Annotated in this window: 14 protein-coding genes and 1 pseudogene; 10 read left to right on the top strand and 5 right to left on the bottom strand. The window is 74.6% G+C overall.

Translation table 11 applies throughout. From position 1 onward, the window contains the following. Nucleotides 1–107 precede the first annotated feature (107 nt). Nucleotides 108–2087: a helix-turn-helix domain-containing protein gene (locus tag ABZ881_RS08695; protein ID WP_358482979.1), complete on the top strand. Its 1980-nt coding sequence runs from the start codon at nucleotides 108–110 to the stop codon at nucleotides 2085–2087. 6 nt (nucleotides 2088–2093) lie between these two features. Here the strand turns inward: ABZ881_RS08695 and ABZ881_RS08690 are convergent, their stop codons facing one another. Continuing rightward, nucleotides 2094–2372 (bottom strand): LysR substrate-binding domain-containing protein, encoded by a 279-nt coding sequence (locus ABZ881_RS08690; protein WP_358483106.1) that lies wholly within the window; start codon nucleotides 2370–2372, stop codon nucleotides 2094–2096. On the opposite strand from ABZ881_RS08690, the gene ABZ881_RS08685 reads away from it, so the two are divergent. After that, the gene (locus ABZ881_RS08685) at nucleotides 2332–2724 is read left to right on the top strand and encodes a hypothetical protein (protein WP_358482978.1); all 393 of its coding nucleotides are present in this window, start codon (nucleotides 2332–2334) and stop codon (nucleotides 2722–2724) included. The two genes, ABZ881_RS08690 and ABZ881_RS08685, sit on opposite strands and share 41 nt — an antisense overlap. Nucleotides 2725–2730: 6 nt before the next feature. Here the strand turns inward: ABZ881_RS08685 and ABZ881_RS08680 are convergent, their stop codons facing one another. Next, nucleotides 2731–4059: an MFS transporter gene (locus ABZ881_RS08680; protein WP_358482977.1), complete on the bottom strand. Its 1329-nt coding sequence runs from the start codon at nucleotides 4057–4059 to the stop codon at nucleotides 2731–2733. A gap of 464 nt (nucleotides 4060–4523) precedes the next feature. Between ABZ881_RS08680 and ABZ881_RS08675 the strand changes: the two genes are divergently transcribed. From ABZ881_RS08675 to ABZ881_RS08665, 3 genes and pseudogenes are all read left to right on the top strand, one after another. Beyond that, complete coding sequence (locus tag ABZ881_RS08675) at nucleotides 4524–5201, top strand: helix-turn-helix transcriptional regulator (RefSeq protein WP_358482975.1); 678 nt, start codon at nucleotides 4524–4526, stop codon at nucleotides 5199–5201. Nucleotides 5202–5268: 67 nt separating this feature from the next. Further along, nucleotides 5269–5562: a hypothetical protein gene (locus ABZ881_RS08670; protein ID WP_358483114.1), complete on the top strand. Its 294-nt coding sequence runs from the start codon at nucleotides 5269–5271 to the stop codon at nucleotides 5560–5562. Further along, nucleotides 5559–6068: pseudogene (locus ABZ881_RS08665) on the top strand (HD domain-containing protein). The gene ABZ881_RS08670 and the pseudogene ABZ881_RS08665 overlap by 4 nt, the downstream one beginning before the upstream one ends. A gap of 30 nt (nucleotides 6069–6098) precedes the next feature. Here the strand turns inward: ABZ881_RS08665 and ABZ881_RS08660 are convergent. Further along, a complete protein-coding gene (locus tag ABZ881_RS08660) occupies nucleotides 6099–6902 on the bottom strand; it encodes an AraC family transcriptional regulator (protein ID WP_358482974.1) in 804 nt (267 codons plus the stop codon). Between the two features lie 172 nt (nucleotides 6903–7074). Between ABZ881_RS08660 and ABZ881_RS08655 the strand changes: the two genes are divergently transcribed. Genes ABZ881_RS08655 through ABZ881_RS08635 form a run of 5 tightly spaced genes read left to right on the top strand, consistent with a single transcriptional unit; the run spans nucleotide 7075 to nucleotide 12030 of the window. Then, entirely contained in the window at nucleotides 7075–8124 is a 1050-nt protein-coding gene (locus ABZ881_RS08655) for an ABC transporter substrate-binding protein (RefSeq protein WP_358482971.1), read from the top strand. A gap of 12 nt (nucleotides 8125–8136) precedes the next feature. Continuing rightward, a complete protein-coding gene (locus ABZ881_RS08650; protein WP_358482969.1) occupies nucleotides 8137–9201 on the top strand; it encodes an iron chelate uptake ABC transporter family permease subunit in 1065 nt (354 codons plus the stop codon). Continuing rightward, nucleotides 9198–10313, top strand: a complete 1116-nt coding sequence (locus ABZ881_RS08645; RefSeq protein ID WP_358482967.1) for an iron chelate uptake ABC transporter family permease subunit — start codon at nucleotides 9198–9200, stop codon at nucleotides 10311–10313. Before ABZ881_RS08650 ends, ABZ881_RS08645 begins: the two co-directional genes overlap by 4 nt. Before the next feature lie 20 nt (nucleotides 10314–10333). Further along, nucleotides 10334–11200, top strand: coding sequence for an ABC transporter ATP-binding protein (locus ABZ881_RS08640; RefSeq protein ID WP_358482966.1), 867 nt, complete (start codon nucleotides 10334–10336; stop codon nucleotides 11198–11200). Further along, a complete protein-coding gene (locus ABZ881_RS08635) occupies nucleotides 11197–12030 on the top strand; it encodes a siderophore-interacting protein (protein WP_358482964.1) in 834 nt (277 codons plus the stop codon). The genes ABZ881_RS08640 and ABZ881_RS08635 overlap by 4 nt, the downstream gene beginning before the upstream one ends. A 67-nt stretch (nucleotides 12031–12097) precedes the next feature. Here ABZ881_RS08635 and ABZ881_RS08630 read toward each other — a convergent pair whose 3' ends face one another. Both ABZ881_RS08630 and ABZ881_RS08625 read right to left on the bottom strand, forming a co-directional pair. Next, a complete protein-coding gene (locus tag ABZ881_RS08630) occupies nucleotides 12098–13192 on the bottom strand; it encodes a TIM barrel protein (RefSeq protein WP_358482963.1) in 1095 nt (364 codons plus the stop codon). Beyond that, nucleotides 13189–25482, bottom strand: coding sequence for an amino acid adenylation domain-containing protein (locus tag ABZ881_RS08625; RefSeq protein ID WP_358482960.1), 12294 nt, complete (start codon nucleotides 25480–25482; stop codon nucleotides 13189–13191). Before ABZ881_RS08625 ends, ABZ881_RS08630 begins: the two co-directional genes overlap by 4 nt.

The raw sequence follows: 25482 nt of genomic DNA, 5'->3' as shown, positions 1-25482 counted from the left end.
CCCGACGCTAGGCCGGGTGCCCGGCCGGGTCGGTGTCCCAATCTCGGACAGGCAGGTTCCTTGACGAGCACCGCATGATGTGACGGGAAGCACAGGGAGGTGCGGCGTTGGGTGACCTCGTCCGCCGGCGCAGGCTGCTCGACGCGGCCCGCTCGGCGTTGCTGGAGCGGCCCGACGCCGACCTCCCGGACGTGCCGCGGCACGTGGTGGCGTCCTGGCGGCGCAGCGCCGCCCGCGGCGTCGACCCGGGTGTGATCGCGAACCAGTACCACCCCGACCTGGACGTGCAGTCCCGGCTGGTCCGGTGCGCCCGCCCGGTCGTGGAGCGGCTCGCCGAGCAGGTCGCCGACATCCCGGTGTGCATCGCGCTCACCGACGACCGGGCCCGGCTTCTGGTCCGCCGGGACACCACGTCCCGGATCGGCCGCGACGCCGACGTGCACAACTTCGCGGAGCGGTTCGGCTACGCCGAGGACGCGGTCGGCACGAACGGTGTCGGCACGGTGCTGGAGAGCGGCGACTCGGTGCACATCGTGGGGGCCGAGCACTTCGTCGAACGGCTGCACGACTACGCCTGCGCGGGTGCCCCGGTGCACGATCCGTTCAGCGGGCGGATCGAGGGCGTGATCGACATCAGCTGCCGGGCCGAGCACTCCTCGCCGGTGCTGCACTCGCTGGTCCGCTCGGCGGCCGCCCGGATCCGGGACCACCTGCTCCGCGACCGGGATCCCGACCAGCAGGCGCTGTTCGACCTGTACACCCGGGTCGACGCGCGCACCCGGCGGGCGGTGCTGGCGGTCGGGCGCCGCACGGTGCTCGCGAACGCCGAGATGCGGACCCTGCTGGAGCCGGGTGACCTGGTGGCGCTGCAGGACCACGCGCGGTTCCTGATGATCGGCGGGCCGGGGGTGGACGACCGGATCGACCTGCCGTCGGGTGCCCGGGTGCGGCTGCGCGGGAGCACCGTCTCGGTCGGCGGGACGGTCGCCGGGCTGGCCGGGGAGGTCGCGGTGCTCCGGGAGGCGGGCGGTCTCCCGGCGCCGCGGGCGGCCGGGGACGATCGCGCGGCGATCGCCGCGGGATCGGTCCGCAGCCCGGCGCTGCGGGCGGCCAGGGCGGTCGTGGCGGAGGCGTTGCGCACCGGCGTCCCGGTGCTCGTCGTCGGGGAGCCGGGGAGCGGGCGGCGGCGGCTCCTGGCCGACCTGGACCGCGCCCTGCGCAGCCCTGACGGCACCGCCGGCACCGCAGGCCCGGCAGCCACCGCCGGCCCGGCGGACACGACCGGTACCCCCGGCGGCGGATCGGCGCCGCTGGTCGTGCTGCACGACATCGACCGGCTGGACGACGACGGCGCTCGGCGCGCGCTCGCCCTGCTCGACCGGCCAGGCGCCCGGTTCGCCGCGACAGCGACAACGGCAACGACAGCGGCAGCAACGACCACAGCACCGACGGCACCGACGGCACCGACGGCAGCAGCGACAACACCGACAGCAGCGACAACGACAGCGGCGGCGGTAGCGACGGCAGCGGCAACGGCAGCGGCAACGGCAACGGCAGCGGCGGCGGCGGCACCGACGACCGCGACGACGGCGGCAGCAACGGCGGCGACAGCAGCAACGGCGACGGGAGCGGGGGCCGCGCCGCGCGGACCGTCCCACGACGCGCTGCTCGCCCGGTTCCGGCAGTCGGTGACGGTCCCGCCGCTGCGCAGCCGGCTCGGCGACCTCCCCGCCCTGGTCGGCGAGCTGCTCGCCGAGCTCGCCCCGGGCCGCGACGTCCGCCCGTCGCCGGACGCGCTGCGGACGCTCGCCCGCTACGACTGGCCCGGCAACGTGCGCGAGCTGCGGGCGGCGCTGGAGGCCGCACTCGGCAGGCGGCCGGTCGGCGAGCTGACCGCGGCGGACCTGCCCGAGTTCTGCCAGAGCGCGCCGCGCACCGCGCTGCGCCCGGTCGACCAGGCCGAGCGGGACGCGATCGTCGCGGCGCTGCGCGACAGCGGCGGCAACCGGGTCGCCGCCGCGGCGGCGCTGGGCCTGGCCCGGTCCACGCTCTACCGCAAGATCGCCCAGTACCGGATCAGCGGCTGAGCCGCCTCAGCGGTCGGCCCACCCGGGCACGACCTGCTGCAGGGCGTCGAGGAACTCCCCGATCAGCGGGTTCACGTTGCCGGTCCGGTACGCGACCAGCACCGTCCGGTGCGCCCGGTGCCGGGTGATCCGGGTGGCGGCGATCCGGTCGTCCGCGGTGTGCCCGAGCTCGGGCACGACGGCCACCGCGCCGGTGGCGACGACCAGCTCGCGGACCACGTCGTAGTCATTGCTGCGGTGCAGGATGCGCGGCACGAACCCGGCCGAGGCGCAGAGCCGGCTCAGCGACAGCGCACCTGCGGTGCCCTCCCGGCTGATGATCGGGCACGCCGTGTACTACGCGACCCTCTCCGGGTTCCTCACCACGCTGTTCCCGACCGAGCTGCGGTACACCGGGATCTCGTTCGGCTACCAGCTCTCCGGCTCGCCGGTGTCGGGTTTCGTCCCGCTGGTGGCGGCGGCGCTGGTGGGCGCGGAGGGCGCCCGGATCCTGCCGGTCCGGCCGCTCGTCGGGGCGCTCATCGCGTTCTCGCTGGTGGGGGTGCTGCTCGGCTCCGCGGCGAGCCGGCGGGAGAGCGCCGCGTACCAGGCCGCGACTGGCCTGCTCCCGGCACCGGGCGGCGCCGGGCGCGGCTGACCGGGCTCAGACCGGGACCGGTCCGTGCGGGTGCCGCTCGTCGACCACCGTCCGGTGCGAGTGGGTCCATCCGCGCGCGGTGCGCCGGCCGCGCGCGACGTGGTCGTGGTCGACGTCGTCGCCGTGCCGGTGCCGGACCAGGTCGGCATCGGTCCGCGGCCACAACGCGACCGCCGCCCCGGTCCCGATCACGGCGAGGACGGCCAGCACCAGCCAGGTGCCGGCGAGCCCGACGGCGACGGTGAGCCAGCCGGTCAGCGGGTAGCCGAGCAGCCAGCAGGCGTGCGAGAGCGAGAACTGGGCGCTGAACAGCGCCGGGCGCTGCCCCGGCCCGGACGACGACCGCAGCAGGCGACCGGTGTTGACCATGATCCAGCCGGGGCCGAGCCCGACCAGCGCCCAGGCGAGCACGGCGGCCGGCCACGACGGGTACAGCCCGAGCAGGACCGTGGCGGCCGCCGCGCCCAGCGAGACGCCCGCCCCGGTGAGCATCACGGTGCGCACGGGGGCGCGGCGCGCGAACCACGGCGAGCAGACCGCCGCCACCGCGGTGCCCGCCCCGGACACCGCGAGCAGCAACCCGACCTGTGCGTCGGTGCCGCCGAGCAGGTCGCGGACCACGTTCACCGTCGTGACCAGCGAGACCACCCCGACCGCCGCGACCACCGCGTTCAGCGCGAGCAGCGCGCGCAGCTGCGGGACCGCCCGGAACAGCCGCATCCCCAGCAGCAGCCGCGCGCCGAACCCGCCGGGGGCGCGCTGAGCGACCGGCGGGACGGCGGTGCCGGCGACCAGCAGCGCCGAGACGGCGAACCCGATCGCCGTGCCGACGAACAGCGACGAGTAGCTCAGCACCAGCAGCGCAGCGGCGGCCAGCAGCGGACTCAGCACCGTCTCCAGGCTGCTCGCGAGCTGCGCGGCCGACAGCGCCCGGGTGTAGTCCTGCTCGCCGGTGACGATGTCGGGCAGCACGGATTGGAACACCGGCGTGAAAATCGCCGAGGCGACCTGGAGCACGCCGATCAGCACGAACACCTGCCACAGCGCGGTGACGCCGGGCAGCGCCAGCACCACCCCGGCGCGGACCAGGTTCGCCGCCAGCAGCAGCCGACGCCGCGGCACCCGGTCGGCGACCGCGCCCACCACCGGACCGACGAGCACGTAGGCGACCATCTTGACGGTCAGCGCCGATCCGAGCACCAGCGCGGCCCGCTCCCCGGCGAGCTCGTAGGCGAGCAGCCCGAGCGCGACGGTGGCGAGACCGGTCCCGGTGAGCGCGACCACCTGCGCGGCGAACAGCCGACGGAAACGCACGTCGGCGAACAGCGATCCCATACCCGTCTCCCCCGAATTCTCGTCCGAGCCGGAGCATAGATTCCGAATGCGATGTCCCCAATACCGCAACTGCCAGCGATGTGCATCGGCGAGTCATTCCTTGCTGACAGCCCCGGCCAGCAGCAGGTCCAGGAATTCGCACCGGCGGACCACGCGACGCAGAGCCGGAATTCGGCCCCATGACCGGTCCGGCCCGCCCGGAATGAACTCGGCGATGCCAGTTCGGGCCCCACCGCCTCCGTCGCCCTCGTCGGGTTCTGCCGCACTCTCCGCGCCGGCGCGCGTACACGCCGGACAGTCGGCGCCACTCCGAGTGAGCGATCCTGCAAGAATGTAGGCACCATATACAGCACGGTAGGCACCACGGTCATTCGACACTCCGTCGGCAAAGTCGCGATCGGACACCAGGTGCAAACGTCCATCCCGACCGCAGTTCAACGACAGGTGCTGGCGACTGTTTCCGCGTGCGTTCGACACGACCTGCCTCCACGACGACGAGTGGCGCCGAACCCGGCGAATCGAACGATTGCTCCGTTCTGAACCTGGTCACCATTCAAGGTCCACAGTTTCAAACACCACTGACCGGCGGTACGGGTTCCGGTCACCACGTACTCGGCAAAGGCAGATTCACCATGGTCCGGCGCGACGACACCCTGACCCGCGGTCACAGTGCACGCCCCGTGGGGATCGTCGCAGGCTTCGCGCTCAAGACCGCGCGTCGCACTGCGTCGATGACCCAGGAGCAACTGGCTGCACTGCTCCGCGTCGACGTCTCGACGATCCAGGGCTGGGAGTCGGGCCGACGTCCGCTCGCCGCAGCCGCAGCCGGGGATGTGATGGGCGTGAGCCGACTGCTCGCCCGCGCCGCTGCACCTGCCACCGTCGCGGGACACATTCATCAGGCAATCGCTGCGGACCTCATCCTGTCATGCGGGTTACGAATTTCCGGGGAGCTCGCCGAACTCGATCAGCACCCGCAGGCGAGTACCGTGCTGCGGCGAACGGAGGCCGGACACCGACGAATGGCTCCTGCGCAGGCAGGCCATCTACCTTCTGGGGTTCGACTCACGGCCATCAACGATGGACTGGATCCGTGCACTGCATCGCCGGACGACGCCAAGATCGATCGACCTGTCGGGTGACCTGCACGAACACCTCACATCACGCTCGGCGGCCGTCGCATTGGCAACTCGAGGTGACTCGGATCGAGTGCAGGAATTCGTCGACCTACTCGATGGAGAACGCGCACAACTGGTGAACCTCAATTTTTGGGCACACTGGATCGGCGAGACGTGCGGAAACCATGCCGACGACTCGTTCATGCTGAAGGACTCCCGTTCCGACTGGAGTGGCAGCCGACTCCTCGCCCACCTCGTCGACCGCCTGGACGAACGCGCCGCGCACCGGCCGTTGAATCTCCGGTCACTGCACACACTGGTGTCGTACAAGAGCGAGCTCCTCCGACACTTACCGAAGGATTCGGTACAGAAACTCGGTGGCTGAAGCGTATCCGCCGCGCCGGCTGGTGACATGCAGGAGTGCGCGATCCCGAGTCCGTTGCCGAGCACACCGCCCGCGTCGCCCAGCTGGCCGCGCTGATCGCGGCCGAGGAGGGCGCCGATCCCGGGCAGGCGTCCCTTCTCGCGATCTTCCACGACAGCCAGGAGGTGCGCACCGGGGGCCTGCCGCCGACCGCCGGGCAGTACCTGGTGAAGCCGGATGCCCGTGCCATCACCGCGGACCAGACCGCGTCCCTTCCGCCGGGCTCGAGGACCATGGTCCGGGCCGCCGTGGACGAGTACGAGAGCGGGGAGTCACCGGAGTCCCGCTGCGCGCGCGACGCGGACAAGCTGGAGATGATCCTGCAGGCCGTGGAGTACCGGGACGTCGGTGTCGGCCGGGTCGACGGTTGGATCGACTCGGGCCGGAAGGCGCTGAGCACCGAGACCGCCCGCCGGGTCGCCGAGGCGGCGGTGAACCTGTCGCCGCTGAGCTGGCGGGACCGGTAGCGGCGCCACGGTCCGCCCGGACCGGCCGGGTCACAGCTCGACGCGGAACCGCTCGATGTACTGGCCCGGCGTCTCGCCGAAGTGCCCCTTGAACACCCGCCGGAACGCGCTGGTGTTCGCGTACCCCACCCGGCGGGCCACCGCGTCCGGCGTCGTCTGCGAGCGGAGCAGGATCGCCGCCGCCTCCATCCGGTTGCCGATCCGCCAGCGGCGCAGCGTCATGCCGGTCTCGGCGAGGAAGGCGCGCTCGATCGTCCTGGTGGAGGCGTGTGCGGACTCGGCGAGCTCCTCGACGGAGCGCTCGTCGCCCGGGTTGAACCGCAGCGCCTCGGCGACGACGAGCGCCGCGTCCGTCGTCGGCATCGGCAGCGACGTCGCCAGCACCGGCCGCTCCTCGATCAGGGCGAGGATCTGGCGCGCGATGTTGGTGCTGGGCCGGATGATGCTGTAGCTCGACTGGACGAAGGCCAGCAACAGCGTCCGCAGGTCACGGTCGACATCGATCGTGGTCGGCTGATGTAGAGTCGTGGCGGTCTCCGCGACGTCGAAGGACATCGGGAGCAGGACCGAGTTCACGCACGTGGTGAACGCGTGCCGGGTACCGACCGGCAGCCAGAGGGCCTGGCCGGCCCGGAGTCCCCGGGTCGCGCCGTCGACAGTGAAGTCCGAGCGGCCCCGCACCTGCCACAGCAGGACGTGCTTGTCGGTCTCGATGCGTTCGTCGATCGACACCGGCGGCACGTGGATGCGCCACGGCAGCCCGGCCCCGCCGGGCTCGGCGTGATCCTGGTCGCTCATCATCCCGTCGTCGGGCGACCGCACAGCGTGGGACACCTCACCAGTGTCCGGCAGCGATGCACCCGAGCGCGGGATCTTGGCGGTAACTGCACACATCGTGTCGGAATCTGCACGCCACCCCATGTAGCGTTGCCTAACCTGACTGCTGTTGTCCGGGCACCCCGGATCACCCCGTTCCCGGGCATCACCTCACTCAGGAAGGACGGTCATGGCCATCCCCATGTTCCGCCGCGGGCGGCGGAACGCCGTGCCCGCACTCGCACTCGCACTGCTGGTGGCGCTGGCCGGCTGCGCGAGCACCGGCAACGAGGACGCGGGCGGCGACACCGCCGCCGGCGGATCGGCGCTCCCCGCGGCCGAGGGCACCACACAGTACCCGCTCACGCTCACGACCTGGGCCGGCGAGACGACGCTGCAGGAACGCCCGGAACGCATCGCCGTGATCGGGTTCTCCCCCAACCTGGACGCGCTCGAGGCGCTCGGGGTCACCCCGGTCTACACGATGGCCGAGGAGTCCGAGTGGCCGTGGCGCAGCCCGGAGTGGTTCTCCGGCATCGAGACCCGGGACACCGCCACCCGCCGCGACCCGATCAACTTCGAGGGCATCGCCGCGACCGAGCCCGACCTGATCATCGCCACCAACTTCGTCCAGGACGAGGTGACCTTCGAGCGGCTCAGCTCGATCGCCCCGGTGCTGGAGAACCCGGAGCAGGTCCCCGGTGACCAGATCTCCTGGCAGGAGACGCAGCGCATGGTCGGCCGCGCGCTGGACCTCCCGGCAGCCGCCGACACGGTGATCACCGAGGCCGAGCAGGCCGTCACCGCCGTGGCCGGGGAGCACCCGGAGTACGCCGGGCGGACGATCACCATCGCCACCGACTACACCCAGTCCGGCATCGACTACTACACCGTCACCGGCGGCACCGCCGAGCGCATCGTGACCGCGATGGGCTTCGCCCCCAACCCGCTGGCGGAGCAGTTCGTCGCCGACGCGAGCGTCGCCGACGAGCAGATCGGTCAGCTCGACGGCGACGTGCTGGTCGTGTTCTACAACGACGCGGCCGGGCGGGAGACGCGCGAGAGCGCTCCGCTGTTCCAGGCCCTGCCCCCGGTCGTCGAGGGCCGCTACGTCGGCGTCACCATCGACGAGCCGGGCAGCGAGCTGACCTGGGTGCTGCGCCGCGGGGCCAGCGCGACGAGCCTTCCGTGGGCGGCCGACGAGCTGACGAAGCGGATCGACGGGCTCGACCTCAGCTGATCGGCAGTGACAATGAGCTCCAGGTTCCGGACGACGGCCGGGCGGGACGACGATCCCGCCCGGCCGTCCGCCGGGGCGTCGCTGTATCGGCGCCGGGCCCTCGGGCTCGGCGCCATCGTCGTCGCGCTCGCGGTCGCCGTGCTGCTGTCCATGGCGCACGGCGCGAACCCGGTCGGCTACGACCAGGTGTGGTCGGCGCTGTGGTCCCGGGACGGCTCGGAGGCGTCGATCATCGTGTGGACCGAGCGGTGGCCCCGCACGGTCGTCGCGCTGTTCGTGGGCGCCGCGCTCGGCGTCGCCGGCGCACTGATCCAGGCGCTCACCCGCAACCCGCTGGCCGAGCCCGGCATCCTCGGCGTCAACGCGGGCGCCGGGTTCGCCGTCACCCTCGGCGCCGGGGTGTTCGGCCTGACGAGCATCACCGGGTACCTGTGGTTCGCCTTCCTCGGCGCCGCGGTGACCACGGTCGTCGTGTTCGTCATCGGCTCGGCAGGCGGCGGGACCGCGTCGCCGGTCACCCTGGTGCTCGCCGGGGTGGCGCTCGGCGCGGTGCTCAACGGCTTCTCGACCTTCCTCACCCTGATCGACCCGGAGACCTTCCGCGCGTTCCGCAACTGGGGGCTGGGCTCGATCGACCGCACCGGGCTGGCCGACACGCTGCTGGTCGCCCCCTTCCTGATCGCGGGTCTGATCGGTGCCGTGGCGCTGGCCGGTGCGCTGAACTCGATCGCGCTCGGCGACGACCTGGCCGCGTCGCTCGGAACGAAGGTGGCCAGGGCCCGGGTGCTCGGCATCGTCGTGATCACCCTGCTCGCCGGCGGTGCGACCGCGCTGACCGGCGGGATCGCCTTCGTCGGGCTGATGGTGCCGCACGTGGTGCGCTGGTTCGTCGGGCCGGACCAGCGGTGGATCATCGCCTACTCGGCGCTCGCCGCCCCGGTGCTGGTTCTCGTCGCCGACGTGCTGGGCCGGGTGATCGCCCGCCCCGGCGAGATCGAGGTCGGCATCGTCACCGCGATCATCGGCGCGCCGGTGCTGATCGCGCTGGTCCGCCGGAGGGAGGCGAGCGGCCTGTGACCCGCACCCGGCACGACGTCCCGGGCCCCGGGACCGCAGGCACCGGCGAGCCGGTCGACTTCGGCTATCCGCTGCGCACCGTCCGCACCCCGCTGTTCTCCGGCCGGATCGGACTGCGGCTGGTCGGGGTCTCGGCGGCGCTGCTCGCCCTCGCACTCGGGACCTCGGTGCTCGCGCTCGGCCTGGGCGACTACCGGCTCGGCGTCGGCGAGGTCGCCCGCGCCCTGGTCGGCGGCGGGGAGCGCTTCCACCGCACGATCGTGCTCGAGTGGCGGTTGCCGGTGGTCACGGCCGCGCTCGTGTTCGGCGCGCTGCTGGGCGTCGGCGGGGCGATCTTCCAGTCGCTCACCCGCAATCCGCTCGGCTCGCCGGACGTGATCGGCTTCGACGCCGGCTCCTACACCGGCGTGGCGCTGACCGTCCTGGTGTTCGGCGCCGGCAGCTACTGGAACATCGCGGCCGCCGCGCTGGCCGGCGGGCTGGTCACCGCGCTGGCGGTGTACCTGCTGGCCTACCGGGGCGGCATCGCCGGGTTCCGGCTGATCGTCGTCGGGATCGCGATCGCGGCCATGCTGCACTCCACCAACGCCTACCTCATCACCCGTGCCGATGTCGACGAGGCGCTGACCGTCGGCTTCTGGGCCGCCGGCTCGATCGCGAACATCACCTGGTCGTCGATGCTGCCCTCGCTGGGCATCGCCGCGGTGATCGTGGTCGCCGCCGTCGTGCTGTCGCCGTCGCTGCGACGCCTCGAGCTGGGTGACGACGCCGCCGTCACCCAGGGCACCCGGGTCGGCACGGCCCGGCTGTCGCTGCTGGTCGTCGGGGTGGCGACGACGGCGCTGGTGACCGCGGCGGCCGGCCCGATCGCGTTCATCGCGCTGGCCGCACCGCAGATCGCCCGCCGGCTGAGCCGCACCGCAGGCGTCAGCACGCTGTCCGCCGCCTGCACCGGCGCGGCCCTGCTGGCCGGCGCGCACCTGCTCTCCCTGGTGATCGCCGCGGTGTACCGGGTCGTCCCGGTCGGGCTCCTCACGGTCTGCCTCGGCGGCATCTACCTGATCTGGCTGCTGGTGCACGAGGCCCGCCGGCAGTACGGCACCCATCCATGAGCGGGAACGGGAGACCCCCGATGACCAGCACGACCTCCGGGAACACCGACACCGCCGGGGCCGGCGCCCCTACCGGGCCCGGCGCGGCACGGATCGTCACCCGGGACGCCACGATCGGCTACCGGCGCCGCGTCGTCGCCGAACACCTCTCCGTCGAGGTACCCGACCGGTCGTTCACCGCGATCATCGGCCCCAACGGCTGCGGCAAGTCCACGGTGCTCCGGGCGCTGTCCCGGATCCTGCCGCCGAGCTCGGGCGAGGTGCTCCTCGACGGCCGGGCGATCGCCGGGTACCCGGCCAAGGAGGCCGCCCGCCTGCTCGGCCTGCTGCCGCAGAGCTCGCTGGCCCCGGACGGCATCCGGGTCGCCGACCTGGTCGCCCGCGGCCGCGCGCCCTACCAGAACCTGTTCCACCAGTGGCGTCCCTCCGACGAGACCGCGGTGCGTGACGCGCTCGCCGCGACCCGGCTCACCGAGCTGTCAGGCCGGCTGGTCGGCGAACTGTCCGGCGGTCAGCGGCAGCGGGTCTGGGTGGCGATGCTGCTGGCCCAGGACACCCCGATCATGCTGCTGGACGAGCCGACCACGTTCCTCGACATCGCCCACCAGTACGAGCTGATGGAGCTGTTCCGCACCCTGCACGCCGACGGCCGGACGATCGTGGCGGTGCTGCACGATCTCAATCAGGCCGCCCGCTACGCCGACCACCTGATCGTCATGCGGGGCGGCCGGGTCGTGATCACCGGCCCGCCGCAGGCGGTGATCACCGCCGAGCTGATCGAGGAGGTCTTCGGGCTCCGCTGCCTCGTCGTCCCCGATCCGGTCACCGGTACCCCGACCGTCGTGCCGCTCGATCCTCGCACCGCGACCACCGAAGGAACCCGATGAGCGCTCCCGGAACCCGGACCCGCAGGCCCCAGATCGTGCTGGAGGTGCTCGAGCGCGTGCAGCTCTCGCCGCATCTGGTGCGTATCGTCGCGGGCGGGACCGCCCTGGCCGACGCCGCCGAGGGTGCCGCGAAAGGACACACCGACACCTACACCAAGATGCTGTTCCGGCCGGCAGGCTCGGACCTCGTCCCGCCCTACGACCTGGCCGCGCTGCGCGAGCGGCTGCCGGTCGAGCAGCTCCCCTCGACCCGGACCTACACGATCCGGCGCTTCGACCTCGCGGCCGAGCGGATCTGGATCGACTTCGTCGTGCACGGCGACGCCGGGATCGCCGGGCCGTGGGCTGCATCCGCGCAGCCGGGCGATCCGGTGGTCCTCGGCGGGATCGGCGGCGGCTACGCCCCCGACCCGGGCGCCGACCGGCACCTGCTGGCCGGGGACGAGTCGGCGCTGCCGGCGATCGCGTCGGCGCTGGAGGCGATGCCCGCCGACGCGCGCGGGACGGCGCTGATCGAGGTCGGCACCGCGGCCGACGAGCTCGACCTGGTCGCGCCGGGCGGGATCGAAGTGCGGTGGCTGCACCGCGGCGGCGCCGGGGCCGGCACGAGCACGGTGCTCCTCGACGCGGTCCGCGCGCTGGACCGGCCGGACGGGGACGTGCAGGTCTTCGCACACGGCGAGCGCGGGGCGATGAAGGCGCTGCGGCCGTACCTGACCGACGAGTGCGGGATCGACCGGTCCCGGCTGTCGCTGTCGGCGTACTGGGCGCACGGCCGCGGCGAGGACGCGTTCCAGTCCGAGAAGCGCGAGCCGATCGGCCAGGTCTGACGCCGGCGCCGGTGCGCACCGGGGGCGGTCCGCCGCCGCCCCGGTGCGCACCGGCCGGTGCGGGCCGTCAGCCCGCGGGCACCGCGCCGGCCCGGGTCCGGGCCACCAGCTCGTCGAGCGCGGCCGCGCCGCGGGCGGCCACCTCGTGCGGGTCCTGCCGGCGCAGCGCCGGATCGAACAGCTCCAGGGACAGGGCCCCCCGGTAGCCGCCGGCCAGCAGCGCGGCCAGCGGCCCGACGAGATCGAACTCGCCGTCCCCCGGCAGGCAGCGGTGGTTGCGGCTCCACTCCGCGAGCCCGCCGGACCGCCACGGCGCATCGGAGACCTGGACCAGCGAGATCTTCCCGGCCGGCACCCCCGCCAGTGCCGCGGCGTCCTCACCGCGGCAGATGAGGTGGAAGGTGTCGACGGCGACCGACAGCGCCGGATGATCGGTGCGGCGCACGACGTCCCACGCGTCGGTGAACCGGCCGACGTGGGTGCCCCAGGCCAGGGCCTCGTAGGTCACCGTCATGCCCCGGTCGGCGGCGGCGTCGGCCAGCGTGGCGAGCTGGCGGACGGAGCGGTCCCGGTCCGGATCGGCGTCGGCGTCGGTGTTGGAGACGACGAGGATCGACGACGCGCCCACCTCGGCCATGACGTCGAGCTCGCCGCGGAAGCGGGCCAGCACCGCGTCGAACTCGGCGTCGTCCACCCCCTCGGCGCGCCGGAACGGCTGGTAGAGGTCGATGCCCAGGCCGAGCTCGGCGCAGCGGGCCGCCACCCGGGCCGCCGGCCACGGCCCGTCGCGCAGGTCGGCGTCGAGCAGCTCGACGCCGTCGAACCCGGCCGCTGCCGCGGCGTCGAGCTTCTCCGGCAGTGTCCCGCCGAGCGAGATGGTCGCGATGCAGGTGCGGAGCCGGGGCTCCGGCTCCGGATCGACTCGGGTCTCCCCCTGCAGCTCCCCCAGCAGCTCCAGCCAGCGTTCCAGCCTGCGGTCCTCGGCGAGCAGCACGAAGCTGACCCCCGGCACGCCCGCCCGGCGCCACCGGTCGACCAGCTCCATCGTGCGCACCGAGTCCAGGCCCTGCTCCCGCAGGTCGAGCCGGTGGTCCACGTCGCGGGGTTCCAGGAACAGCACCTCCGCGACGTCCGCGGCGGCCTCGTCGGCGGTCAGGCTCATCGGTGTCCCTCCTGGTTGTGGGTCCCCGGCCCGCTGCGCCGCAGCAGGCCGGTGAGGTGGTGCGCCCAGTGCGGCAGGCCGCGATCCGGGCGGACGATCGAGTTGTGGTCGGCGTCCCCGACGTGCACCGTGCGGGCCCGCGGCAGGTGCGCGGCCCACCCGGCGATCCCGGTGCCGGCGGCCGTGTCCGCCTCGACCGGTGCGCCGGCCGCGACCAGCAGCGCCGGGCAGTCGAGCCCGCCGGTGGTCGGCTCGGCCATGTGCCGCTCGCACCGCAGCCCGGACACGGCGAACGCGGTGAGCTGGGTGCGGTCGGCGAAGACCTCGGCGCTCGCCCGTTCGCCGAGCACCTCGCGCAGCTCCCCGGAGGTCGCACGCAGGAACTCCTCCTGCCGGAGCGTGTCGGCGGCCACCGGCACGCCGGGACGGGGCGCCACGTCACCCGGGTCGGGGACGTGGTCCGGGCCGGTCGGGGTGGTGTCGATGATCGTGATCGTGGCGACCGGCTCGCCGCGGGCGACGAGCTCACGGCCGACGGCGAACACGATGTGCCCGCCGAAGGACCAGCCGAGCAGGTCGTAGGGACCGGCCGGCTGGACCCGCTGGAGCGCGTCGGCGTAGACGGCGGCGAGCTCGCCCATCGAGCCGAACTCGGTGTCCAGCCCGGCGTGCGCCGGATCCTGCAGCCCGACGACGCCGACCCCGGGCGGGACGTGGCCGGCCAGCGCCGAGTACAGCGACGCGTGCCCGTAGCGGGCGTGCGCGCAGAACAGGTGCCGGCCGGTGGTCGACGGCGCGAGCGGCACCAGGACGGCACCGGCCACGTCGGCCCCGCCACCGCCACCGCCACCCCCACCGCCGCCGTCACCCCGATCGGTGCCGGTGCCGGGATCGATCAGCTCGGCGATCGAGGCGAGATCCTGCGCGGTGAACACGTCGCGCACCAGCAGCCCCGACCCGAGCCGCTCGTTCAGCCGCGCGACCAGGCGCATCGCGAGCAGTGAGTTGCCGCCGACGTCGAAGAAGCCGGCGGTCGCCGACACCTGCGGCACGCCGAGCAGCTCGGCGACGGCACCGGTGACCGCGGCCTCGGCCGGGGTGCGCGGTGCCACGTGCTCCGCGGCGTCGGTCGTGATGTCCGGCAGCGCCCGCGCCTCGATCTTGCCGTTGACCGTCAGCGGCAGCTCGTCGATCGCGGCCAGTCCGGCCGGGACCATGTAGTCGGGCAGCAGCTGCCGCGCGCGGGCCCGCACCGCGTCGAGGCCGATCTCACCGTCCGCCGGGACCAGGTAGCCGTACAGCGCCGTCGAGCCCTGCGGGTCCGGGCGCGCGATCACCGCGGCCCGGGCGACCTGCGGGTCACCGGCGAGCACGTCGGCGACCTCGCCGGGCTCGATCCGGTACCCCCGGATCTTGACCTGGTCGTCGGCGCGGCCGAGATAGTCGATGGTCCCCTCGGGGGTCCAGCGGGCGAGGTCCCCGGTCCGGTACATCCGGGTGCCGGGCTCCCACGGGCAGGCGACGAACCGCTCCGCGGTGCGCCCCGGCTCGGCCCAGTAGCCGCGGGCGGTCCCCGCCCCGGCCAGGTAGAGCTCGCCGGGCACGCCGGGCAGCGCCGGGTGCAGGGTCCCGTCGAGGATGTAGGCGCGGGTGTTGGCGATCGGCCGTCCCACGCTGGGCGTCTCCGAGCGGGACAGATCGGCGCCCAGCGCGTTGATCGTGTACTCGGTCGGCCCGTAGAGGTTGTAGGACTCGACCCCCGGTGCCTCGCGCAGCCTGCGCCACAACGCCTCCGGCACGGCCTCGCCGCCCAGCGACACGAACACCACACCAGGCGCGTCGGCGGCGACCGACCGCCCTGCCGGCCGATCCCGGTCGAGCAGGCCGGAGTCGACGAGCAGCTGCCCGTAGGAGGGGGTGACGTCGAACCCGTCGATCCGGGCGGCGTCGTAGTGGTCGAGCAGCCGCTGCGGCTCGCGCCGCAGCTCCTCGTCGATCACGTGCACCTCGTGCCCGTTGAGCAGCCAGAACAGCTGTTCCCAGGAGGCATCGAAGGAGAACGATGTGGTGTGCGCGATCCGCATCCGGCGCCCGCCCTGGTGGGCGACGACCCGGTCGAAGATCTCCTCGACGTGGTTGGCGTACATGTTCGTCAGGCCGCGGTAGCCGATCGCGACCCCCTTGGGCAGGCCGGTCGATCCGGAGGTGAAGATGACGTACGCCAGGTTGTCCTGCTCGATCGGCCCGCCCCGCTCGGCGTCGGTCACCGGGGTGGGATCGCCCGCCGCCAGCTCCGCGCGCACCGCCGGGTCGTCGAGATCGAGCAGCTCACCGGCACTCCCCCGGCCGGAGCCCGGCGCAGGCCCCGGGACGCGGGCGGCGTCCCGGGTGGTCACCAGGGTCGCGGTCGGGCGCGCGATGTCGAGCATCGTCCCGATCCGCTCGTCCGGGTGTTCGGCGTCGATCGGCACGTAGGCGGCGCCGACGGTGAAGACCGCGAACATCGCGACGACCATCCGCTCGTCGCGCGGGAGCAGCAGCGCCACCCGGTGCTCGGGGCGGACCCCGCGGGAGAGCAGCAGTCGCGCGTAGCGGTTCACCTCGGCGGCGAACCCGGCGAAGGTGAGACTGCGGTCACCGGCGACGATCGCCGTCTCCTGCGGGGACCGGGCGACCTGCTCGTCCAGCAGGTCGGCCACTGTCACCTCGCGGACCGGGCGGGCCGCCCCGGCGGGCGACGGTGGCCGCTCGTCGGGCAGGTAGGTCCCGACCCTGGCGACCGGCCGGTCCGGGTCGGCGGTGAGCTCGCCGAGAACGTGCAGGTAGCGCTCGGTGAGCCGGTCCGCGGCGTCGGGACCGAAGGCGTCGCGGCGGTAGGACAGCCGCACGTGCACGGTGGCGCGGCCGGCCCGCTCCCAGGGGTTCACCGCGACGGTGACCGGGTAATGGGTGGCGTCGTTGACGGTGCCCCCGGTCACCCGCAGCCCGCCCGCCGCCGTCTCGTCGGTGCCGAACGGGTCGAACGGCAGGTTCTGCACCACGAACAGGGTGTCGAACAGCGCGCCGAGCCCGGTGGCGTCCTGGATCCGGGTCAGCTCCGCGTAGGGGTGGTCGAGCACCCGCAGCTGCTCGGTCCGGATCCGGGACAGGAGCTCGCCGACGCTCTCGGCGGGCCGGAGGCCGACCCGCATCGGCAGCGTGTTGAACAGCAGCCCGATCATCCGGTCGGAGCCGGGGAGCTCCGGTGGCCGCCCGGAGACCGTGTTGCCGAACACGACGTCGTCGCCACCGGTGACGCGGGCGAGGGTGAGCGCCCACGCGGCCTGAAGCAGGGTGCCGACGGTGACCCCGGCCCGGCGGGCGGCGGCGTGCACCGCGGCGGCCGCGTCCGGGGTGAGGTCCCGGTGCACGTCGCCGGTGTCGACCCGGGTCAGACCGAGGTCGCCGCCCTCGGGCCAGAGCAGGGTCGGGCCCGCGAGGTCGGCGAGGTAGTCGTCCCACGCCCGGTGGGCGGCGGTGGTGTCGCGGGTGCCGAGCCAGTCCAGGTAGTCCTCGAACGACGCCGGCCCGGTCCGGTCGGGCAGTCCTGGATCGGCGTAGCTGTCGACGATCTCGGCGAGCAGCGCGTTGATCGACCAGCCGTCCATCAGGATGTGCTCGAAGGTCATCGCGAGGGTGGCGGCCCGCTCGGCGTGCCGGACCAGGGTGAACCTGATCAGGGGCGGGTCGGTGAGGTCGAACGGGACGCGGCGTTCGCGCTCCAGGTAGGACGCGGCGGTGTCGCCGGCGAGCTCGTCCGGGCCGACCACCCGGAAATCGGCCGTGGCCCCGGCCGGGACGACCGCCACCTCGGTGTCGTGCAGTGGTACGAAGGCCGCGAACAGGTTCGGGTACCGGGCACACACCCGTTCGACGGTGCGGCGCAGGTGGTCGACGTCGAGCTCCCCGCTGATCTCGCGCAGCACCTGCGAGACGTAGGCGTTGTTGTCGCCGGTCTCGCGGGCCCGGACCATGTGGTAGAGCAGTCCGCTCTGCAGGGCGGACAGCGGCAGCAGCCTGCTGTCCGCGCCGTAGCGGGCGCGGAGACGGTCGGCGTCGGCCGGTGCGACGCGGACCCGGTCGGCGGGCCGCAGCTGCGGGCGGCCCGGGTGCACGCCGGGTTCCCGGCCGACGGTCAGGGGAACCCGGGTCCGGTAGGACGCCACGAGCTCGGCGGCGAGCCCGGCCACGGTGCCGAGCGCCGCGGCCGGGCCGCCGCCGGGCCCGGCGAGCGCCGGACCGTCGGGGTGCCCGGTCAGCTCAGCGGAGCCGTCGTCGCGCACGTGCAGGGTGAGCGGGCCCGCCCCGGGGAGGGTGCAGCTCAGGTACTCCAGCGCGGCGTTCCAGGAGGTGACGTCGTCCGGGTCGAGATCCGGCAGCGGATGGCGGGCCTCGGGCCCGGAGTGCACCGGGTCGGCCGTGTCCCGGTCGGCCCGGTCGTCGAGCCGGTCACCTGCTGCCCGGACGAGCTGGACGAGATGGCGCACCGGCAGCTGCGGGTAGCGGGCTCCGAGGACCAGGAACCGGTGCACCCGGGCGAGCAGTCGGTCGGCGGTGGCAGCGGTGAACAGCTCCCGGGCGGAGTTGAGCTGCAGGTCGAGCTGCCCGTCGGGGCGCCGCACGACGAGCCCGACCAGGTCGGACAGGGCGGGCCTGGCCCGGTCGTCGGCCGCGGCGGCCACCACCGCCGGATCGGGGACGAGCCGGCGCGGCCGGTGGTCGTCCCGCCGGTGATCGTCCCGGAAGGCGGCCATGACCTGGAACAGCGGGCTGATCCCTGGGATCCGGGGCGGCGCGAGGGTCTCGACCACGCTGTCGAACGGGGCGTGCTTGTGCTCCCCGGCGTCGACGACCCGGTCGCGGACGTCGGCGAGCAGCTCGCCGAACCCGGCGCTGTCGTCGACGTCGGCGCGCACGACGACGGTGTTGACGAGATAGCCGATGGCGTCGGCGAGCTCGGGCTGGTCGCGCAGCTCGACCGGGGTGCCGACCGGGACGGTGTTCCCGGCGCCCTCGGTCCACAGGCCGAGCGCCAGCGCGGTGACGAGTCCGTGCAGCGGGGTGGCCCGCCGGTCGGAGAGCAGCCGGTCGACGGCGGCGGACCCCTCGCCGCCCAGTCCGGCCCGCACGGTCCGGATGGTGCGTTCGGTGGTCTCGGCCCGCGGCCGGTCCAGCGGCAGCGGGGTCTCGACCGGCAGGTCGGCCAGCTGCTTCGCCCAGTGCTCCAGGTCGGCCCGGAACCGGGAGCCCGGGTCGTCGCGGTCGCCGAGCAGGCGGCGCTGCCACACCGCGAACTCCGCGGACTGGACGGTCAGCGGGGGCAGCGCGGCCGGCGTGCCGGTCAGCTCGGCGTCGTAGAGCGTGTCGAGGTCGCGGACCAGCGGCCGCACCGATCCCTCGTCGATCACGATATGGTGGCCGTGCACGACGAGCAGGTCGTCCCGCCCGGCCGGCCCGGCCCCGGTCCGGTCGTGCACCTGGAGCAGGGTGAACCCGGCGCCGCCGTCGACGGCCAGATCGCGCCGCTCGGCGAGCAGCTCGCCGACCCGGGCCGGGAGGTCGTCGGCGGCGACGGTCCGGACGGCCGGGCCCGGCTGCTGCGGCGGCGCGGTGACGACCTGGGTGAGCAGCCCGTCGTCGTCGGCGACGAAACGGGTCCGCAGGATCTCGTGCCGTTCGACGAAGCGGTGCAGCGCCCGGCCGAGCGCGGCGGCGTCGGCGCCGCCGGGGATCCGCAGCACGATCCCGACCTGGTAGGCCGGGCCCATCCCGAGCTCACCGAGCACCCAGAGCGCCTGCTGGCCGAAGGACGCCGGGATCGGGTCCGGGCGGACGACCCCGGTGATCGGTGGCAGCGGCGAGCTGTCGTGCCGGGCGGGGCCGGACACGGCGGCGGCCAGCCCGGCGATCGTCGGGTGGGCGAACACGTGCCGCAACCGCAGCGCGGACGCCAGCGTGGTGTTGACGCGGGTCAGCAGCCGGGCGGCGAGCAGCGAGTGCCCGCCCAGGCGGAAGAAGTCGTCGTCGACACCGAGCGCGGTGTCCGGGTCGAGTGCCAGCACCTCGCGGAACGCGGTGGCGAGCAGCCGCTCGTGGTCGGTGGCCGGGGCCCGTCCGGCGGCGCCGGTGCCCGGCCCGGGAGCGGGCAGTGCGCGCCGGTCGATCTTGCCGTTCGGGGTGAGCGGCAGCTCGTCCAGCTCCACCAGTGCCGAGGGCACCAAGTGGTCGGGGAGCCGCTCGGCCAGGAAGGTCCGCAGCTCCCCCGGCACGTCCGGGCCGGCCGCCCCGGGGCGCACGGTCACGTACCCGACGAGGCGCATGCCGCCCGCCGGATGTGCGGCGGCGACGACGACGGCCGAGGAGACCGCCGGATGCGCGCGCAGCACGGCGCGTGCCTGGCCGGGTTCGACCCGGTGCCCGCGGATCTTGACCTGGTCGTCGGCGCGGCCCAGGTGTTCGAGCCGGCCGCCGGCGGTCCACCGGGCCAGGTCGCCGGTCCGGTAGAGCCTGCCGCCGCCGGCGCCGAACGGATCGGCGACGAACCGCTCGGCGGTGAACGCCGGCCGGCCCAGGTAGCCGTCGGCCAGCTGGGCGCCGCCCAGGTACAGCTCACCGGTCACGCCGGGGCCGACCGGGCGAAGCCGGCCGTCGAGCACCCGCGCGGTGACGCCCGGTTGCGGGCGCCCGATCGGCACCTGCCCGCCCACCCGCGCCGTGTCCACTGTGTCTGATTTGCCCGATGTGTCCACGGTGCAGACGGTGGCATCGCCGGTGACCTCGGTCGAGCCGTAGAAGTTGTGCAGCACGGCGCCCGGGGCGAGCCGGCGCATCGTGTCCCGCGTCCCGGGGGTCAGCGGCTCCCCGGACGACACCCAGTGCCGCAGCGTGTCCGGTCCCGGGTCCCCGGCGGTGTGCGGCTCGGCGCCGAGCCCGTCGGCCAGCGCGGGCACCGTGAGCAGGTGGGTGATGCCGTGGTCGCGCACGGCCGACCACAGTGCTGCGGCGTCGCGGGCGATCCGGTCCGGCGCGACGACGACGGTGGCTCCCGCGGTGAGCGGGCCGAACAGCTCGGTCACCGCGTCCACGAATCCGACCCCGCTCTTGACCAGCGCCCGCGCCCCGCCGTCGAGGCCGAGAAGGGCGTTTCCCCAGCTCAACCGGTTGGTCAGGGCGGCGTGCGAGAGCTGCACACCCTTGGGCTCGCCGGTGGTGCCGGAGGTGAAGATGATCTGTGCGGGATCGCCGCCGGACGGGGCCCGGCCCTCCGCCCTGGCCGGCGGCGCCTGCGCCACCTCCGGGACGGCGAGCAGCCGGTCGGCATCGAGCGGCAGCTCCGGCCCGCCGGGAGCGGTCACCACGAGCCGGGGCCGGGCGACCTCCACCAGCCGGGCGAGGTGCGCCGGCGGATGTGCCGGGTCGAGCGGCACGCAGGCCGCCCCGGCACGCAGCACGCCGGCGAGCACCGGCACGAGATCGACGCCGCGCGGCAGCAGCACGCCCACCCGGTCGCCCACCGTGACACCCCGCTCGGCGAGGGCGGCTGCCACGGCGTCGATCCGGGCGTCGAGCTGGGCGAAGGTCCACCGGCGACCACTCGCACCGTCCACGACGGCCGTCGCCGCCGGGGTGGCCGCGATCCGCTGCCGCAGCATGGCGTCCACCGTGGACGCCCCGGCGGGTGCCCCGGTCGTGCCGCGGGACCACTGCTCGATCCGCGCGAGGTCGTCGGTGGGCAGCAGCTCCAGGCGGGCCAGCGGCTGCTCCGGGTCGGCCGCGAAGGCGGCCAGCGCCCGGGTGAGGACCGCGACGAACCGCTCGGCGGTGGCCCGGTCGAACAGGTCGGTCGCGGCGCTGACGAACCCGTCGATGCCGTCCGGGCGGTCCGTCAGGTACACGTCGAGGTCGGCCTTCACGGCGCCGATGCCGGTGCCGTCCGGGTGGACGTCGGCGCCCGGCAGCACCAGCGGATAGGGCTCGCCGGTGTGCTGCTGGTGGGTCAGCATGACCTGGTACACGGGGTTGCGACCGGTGTCCCGGCCGGCGCCTGCGGCGGTGACGATCCGGTCGAACGGCGCGTCCTGGTGGGCGAAGCCGTCGAGCACGGTCTCTCGGGCCCTGGCCAGCACGTCGGCCGGCCGGTCGGCGGCGGAGAAGCGGTGCCGGAACGGCAGCACGTTCGCGAAGTAGCCGACCGCGTCGGCCAGGCCCTCCTCGGTGCGGCCGCCCACCGGCGACCCGACGACCACGTCGGCGTCGGCCGAGCCGGTGCCGTCGAGCGCGGACACGGCGAGTGCGACGGCGGCCTGGGCGATCATGAAGGAGGTGACGCCGTGGCGGGCGGCCACCGTGCGCAGCGCACTCACCACGTCGTCGTCGAGCGCGAACCCGACGTCCTCGCCCCGGTGGGTCGGCTCGGCGGGCCGCGGCCGGTCCGCGCAGATCGTCGACTCCTCCGGCGCACCGGCCAGCGCCTCCCGCCAGTACGCCAGATGCCCGGCCAGCACCGAGCCCGGGTCGTCCGCCCGGCCCAGGTGGGCGCGCCCGCGGATCGTGTGATCGGCGTACTGCACCGGCAACGGCGTCCGTTCCGGCTCCCGTCCGGCCCGTCGCGCCCGGTACGCCACCGACACGTCCCGCAGCAGCACCGGCAGCGACCACTCGTCGACCGCATGGTGGTGCACCGCCAGCACCCACCGCCACGCCTGCGCCCCGGTGCGCAGCACCGCCACCCGCACCGGCAGGTCCACGGCCAGGTCGAAGCGGGCCCGCACCACCCGGGCGACCCGCTCGTCGAGCACCTCCGGTGCGGCGGCGCGCAGGTCCTCCACCGTGCACACCAGCCGCCGCCCCGCCTCGTCGGCGGGGACGACGACCTGCACCAGCCGGCCGTCGTCGTCGCGCAGCAGGGTGCGCAGGGACTCGTGCCGGGCGACGACGTCGCGCACCGCGGCGGTGAGCGCCGCCGGATCGAGGTCGCCGGTCACCTGCGCGACCGTCGGGACGACGTAGCGTCCGCCGGGTCCGCCGAGCTGCTCTGCGAACCAGAGCGCCTGCTGGCCCGCCGAGGCGGGCACCCGTTCCGGGCGGACGGCGGCCGGCGCGGCCGCGGCCGCGGATCGGGGCAGCTCGCCGAGCAGGTCGGCGAGCCCGGCGATCGTGGGCCGGTCGAAGACGTCGCGCAGCGAGGCGCGGGTCCCGGCCATGGCGTTCACCCGGGCCAGCAGCCGGGTCGCGAGCAGCGAGTGCCCGCCGAGTGCGAAGAAGTCGTCGTCGACACCCGGCCGGGTGCCGGCGGGCAGCCCGAGGATCTCCCGGAACGCCTCCGCCAGCGCGATCTCGGTGCGGGTGCGGGGCGGCCGGCCGGCGGCCGCGGGCTCGGCGAGCGACCCGGGCTCGGGCAGGGCCCGGCGGTCGATCTTGCCGTTGGCGGTGACCGGGAAGCCGTCGAGCTCCACGATCGCGGCAGGCACCATGTGGCCGGGCAGCCGCCCGGCCAGGTGCGCGCGCAGCGCCGCGGCCCGCCCGGACGGCTCGTCCCCGGTCTCCGGGACAGTGGTCACGTAGCCGACCAGCCGGGTTCCGGCCGTGCGGTGTTCCTGTGCGACGACCACCGCGCGGGTCACCGCCGGGTGTCGCTCCAGCACCGCGGCCACCTCGCCGGGTTCCACCCGGTGCCCGCGGATCTTGACCTGGTCGTCGGCGCGGCCGAGGTACTCCAGCAGGCCGTCGGCGGTGCGGCGCACCAGGTCCCCGGTGCGGTAGAGGCGCTGCCCCGTGCCGTCGGGATCGGCGACGAAGCGTTCCGCGGTGCGGCCGGGCCGGCCGACGTAGCCGGTGGCGACCTGGTCGCCGCCCAGGTACAGCTCGCCGGGCGTCCCGGCCCCGACCGGACGCAGCCACCGGTCGAGCACCCGGGCCCGGGTGTTGGCCATCGGGGTGCCGATCGGCACCAGCGCGCCCCGGCCCGGCGTCGTCGGGTCCGCCTCGTGGTGGGTGATCTCGCCGGTCTCGGTGGGGCCGTAGATGTTGAGGACCGTGCCGCCGGTGCGCTCGCCGAGCGCGGTCGCGAGCGCGGCGGGGAACGCCTCGCCCGCCACCATCGTCACGGTCGGTGACGGCAGCGTGCCGGTGCCGGCGCGGACGAACTCCTCGCCCATCGAGGGCACGAAGTTGATCCGGTGCACGGCGTGCCGGCGGATCACCTCGTGCAGGTACTCCGGATCGCCGTGCCGCCCGTCCGCGGCGACGACCAGCGAGCCGCCCTCGGTGAGCGGGGCGAACACCTCCGGGGCGGAGACGTCGAACGAGACCGGGGTCTTCATCAGCACGGTCCCGCCGGCGCCGAGCGGGTAGCGCTCGCGGCCCCAGGCCAGCCGGTTCACCAGCGCCCGGTGCGGGACCTCGACACCCTTGGGCCGTCCGGTGGTGCCCGAGGTGAAGATGACGTAGACCGGGTCGTCGGGCGCCGGTTCCCGGGACAGCGCCGGCGGCGTCACCGCGCCCCGGTCCAGATCGCCGGTGTGCTCGTCGAGGACCAGCGCGTCCGGGCCGGCGCGGCCGGCACCGCCGGTGTCGGTGACGACCAGGCGCGGGGTGCCGTCCTCGAGGATCGTCGCGATCCGCGCACCGGGCAGGTTCGGGTCGATCGGCAGGTAGCCCGCGCCGGCCCGGAGGACCGCGACCAGTGCCACCACCAGGTCGGGGCTGCGGGGCAGCAGCACCCCGACCCGGTCGCCCACCCGCACGCCGCGCTCGACCAGCAGCGCGGCCAGCGCGTTGACCCGCGCGTCGAGCTCGGCGAAGGTCCAGCGCAGTCCGGTCGGGTCGTCGACGACGGCGGTGGCCCCCGGGGTGCGGGCCACCTGCCGGCGGACGAGCTCGTCGACGGTGCCGGCGGGCGGGTCCAGCACGATCCCGTCAGCCCCGGCGGCGGTGTCGCCGGCCGGGCGCGGCGCCCCGGCCCGGTCGAGCTCCGCCAGGGTCGTGTCGATCGGCAGGTCCAGCACCGCGTCGAGGTAGTCGGCGAAGCGCCGGGCGTGCTCCTCGACGGCGCGCCCCGCGTACTCCGGCTCGCGCCCGCGCAGGTCGAGCCGGAAACCGTGGACCGGATCGTTGTGCACGGACAGGTCCAGCCGGCCGACCGGGCCGGGATTCACCGTCTGCTCGACGCCCGCGGTGCCGGCGAAGTCCGCGGCGTAGTCCATCAGCTTGATGTTGACGACCGGGAGTTCGAAGTAGGCGGCCTCACCACCCGGCCACAGCCGGGCCAGCTGCGCGTCCTCGATCGCGGTGTGCGCGGGGACGCGGCGGATCTGCGCCGAGATCGCCTGCAGCAGCTCGGCCACCGTCGTCCGCGGTCCGATCCCGACGACCAGCGGGACGATCCGCGACGTCATCGACGGGGTGCGCAGCCGGGCCGCCCCGTCCCGCAGCATGAACGGCATGCGGACCGCGACCCGGTCGGAGTGCCGGTCCCGCGCGGTGAACAGGCCCCACAGCGCCACGAGCGCGTCCGGCCAGGACAGCCGCGCGGGCCGGGCGAACGCGGCGATGCGGTCCCGGACCTCCGGGCCGAGCGGCACCGGCACGGTGTGCGGCCGGAACCCGAAGGCGTCGGCGAGCCGGCCCGCGTCGTCCGGGACGCCGGGATCGACGTCGAGCACCCCCCGCCAGTACGCCTCCGCCGCCTCCGGGCCGCCGCCGGGGCCGCCGTCGGGGGAATCGACGATGTCGGCCAGGGCGCCGAACCAGCGTTCCGGGGCCGGTGCGCCCGACACCCGCGCGGTGTAGAGCTCGGCGATCCGGCGGACGACCAGCGAGACACCGTAGGCGTCGAGCACCAGGTGGTGGTGGTTGAACGCCCAGGCCCAACCGCCGCCGCTGCGCCGGGCCAGCAGCGACCACGGCGCGTACAGCGCGTCCGGTCCGGTCGCCGGCGTGCGGTAGTCGATCCGGGCGCGATCGACGATCGCGTCGTCGTCGAGCGGTTCGTGCACGATCGCGGTACGCACCGTGGCGTCGTCGTCGACCCGTTGCACCGGCGATCCGTCGATCTCGCCGAACCGTGCGCGCAGCGCCTCGGTCTCGGCGACCGCCGCGTCCACCGCCTCGGCGAACGCGGCCGGATCGATCGGCCCGGACATCCAGATGATCTGGCCGACCCGATAGACGGTCGAGTCCGGGAACAGCTGCTGCGCGGACCACACCCCGCGCTGCGCGACGGACAACGGCAGGCGTACCGGATTGCTCAC

The sequence above is a fragment of the Pseudonocardia sp. NPDC046786 genome (assembly GCF_040645415.1).
Lineage (GTDB): Bacteria > Actinomycetota > Actinomycetes > Mycobacteriales > Pseudonocardiaceae > Pseudonocardia > Pseudonocardia kongjuensis.
Note: the sequence above shows the minus strand (reverse complement) of the source record. Positions and strands in the feature narration are given on the sequence as shown.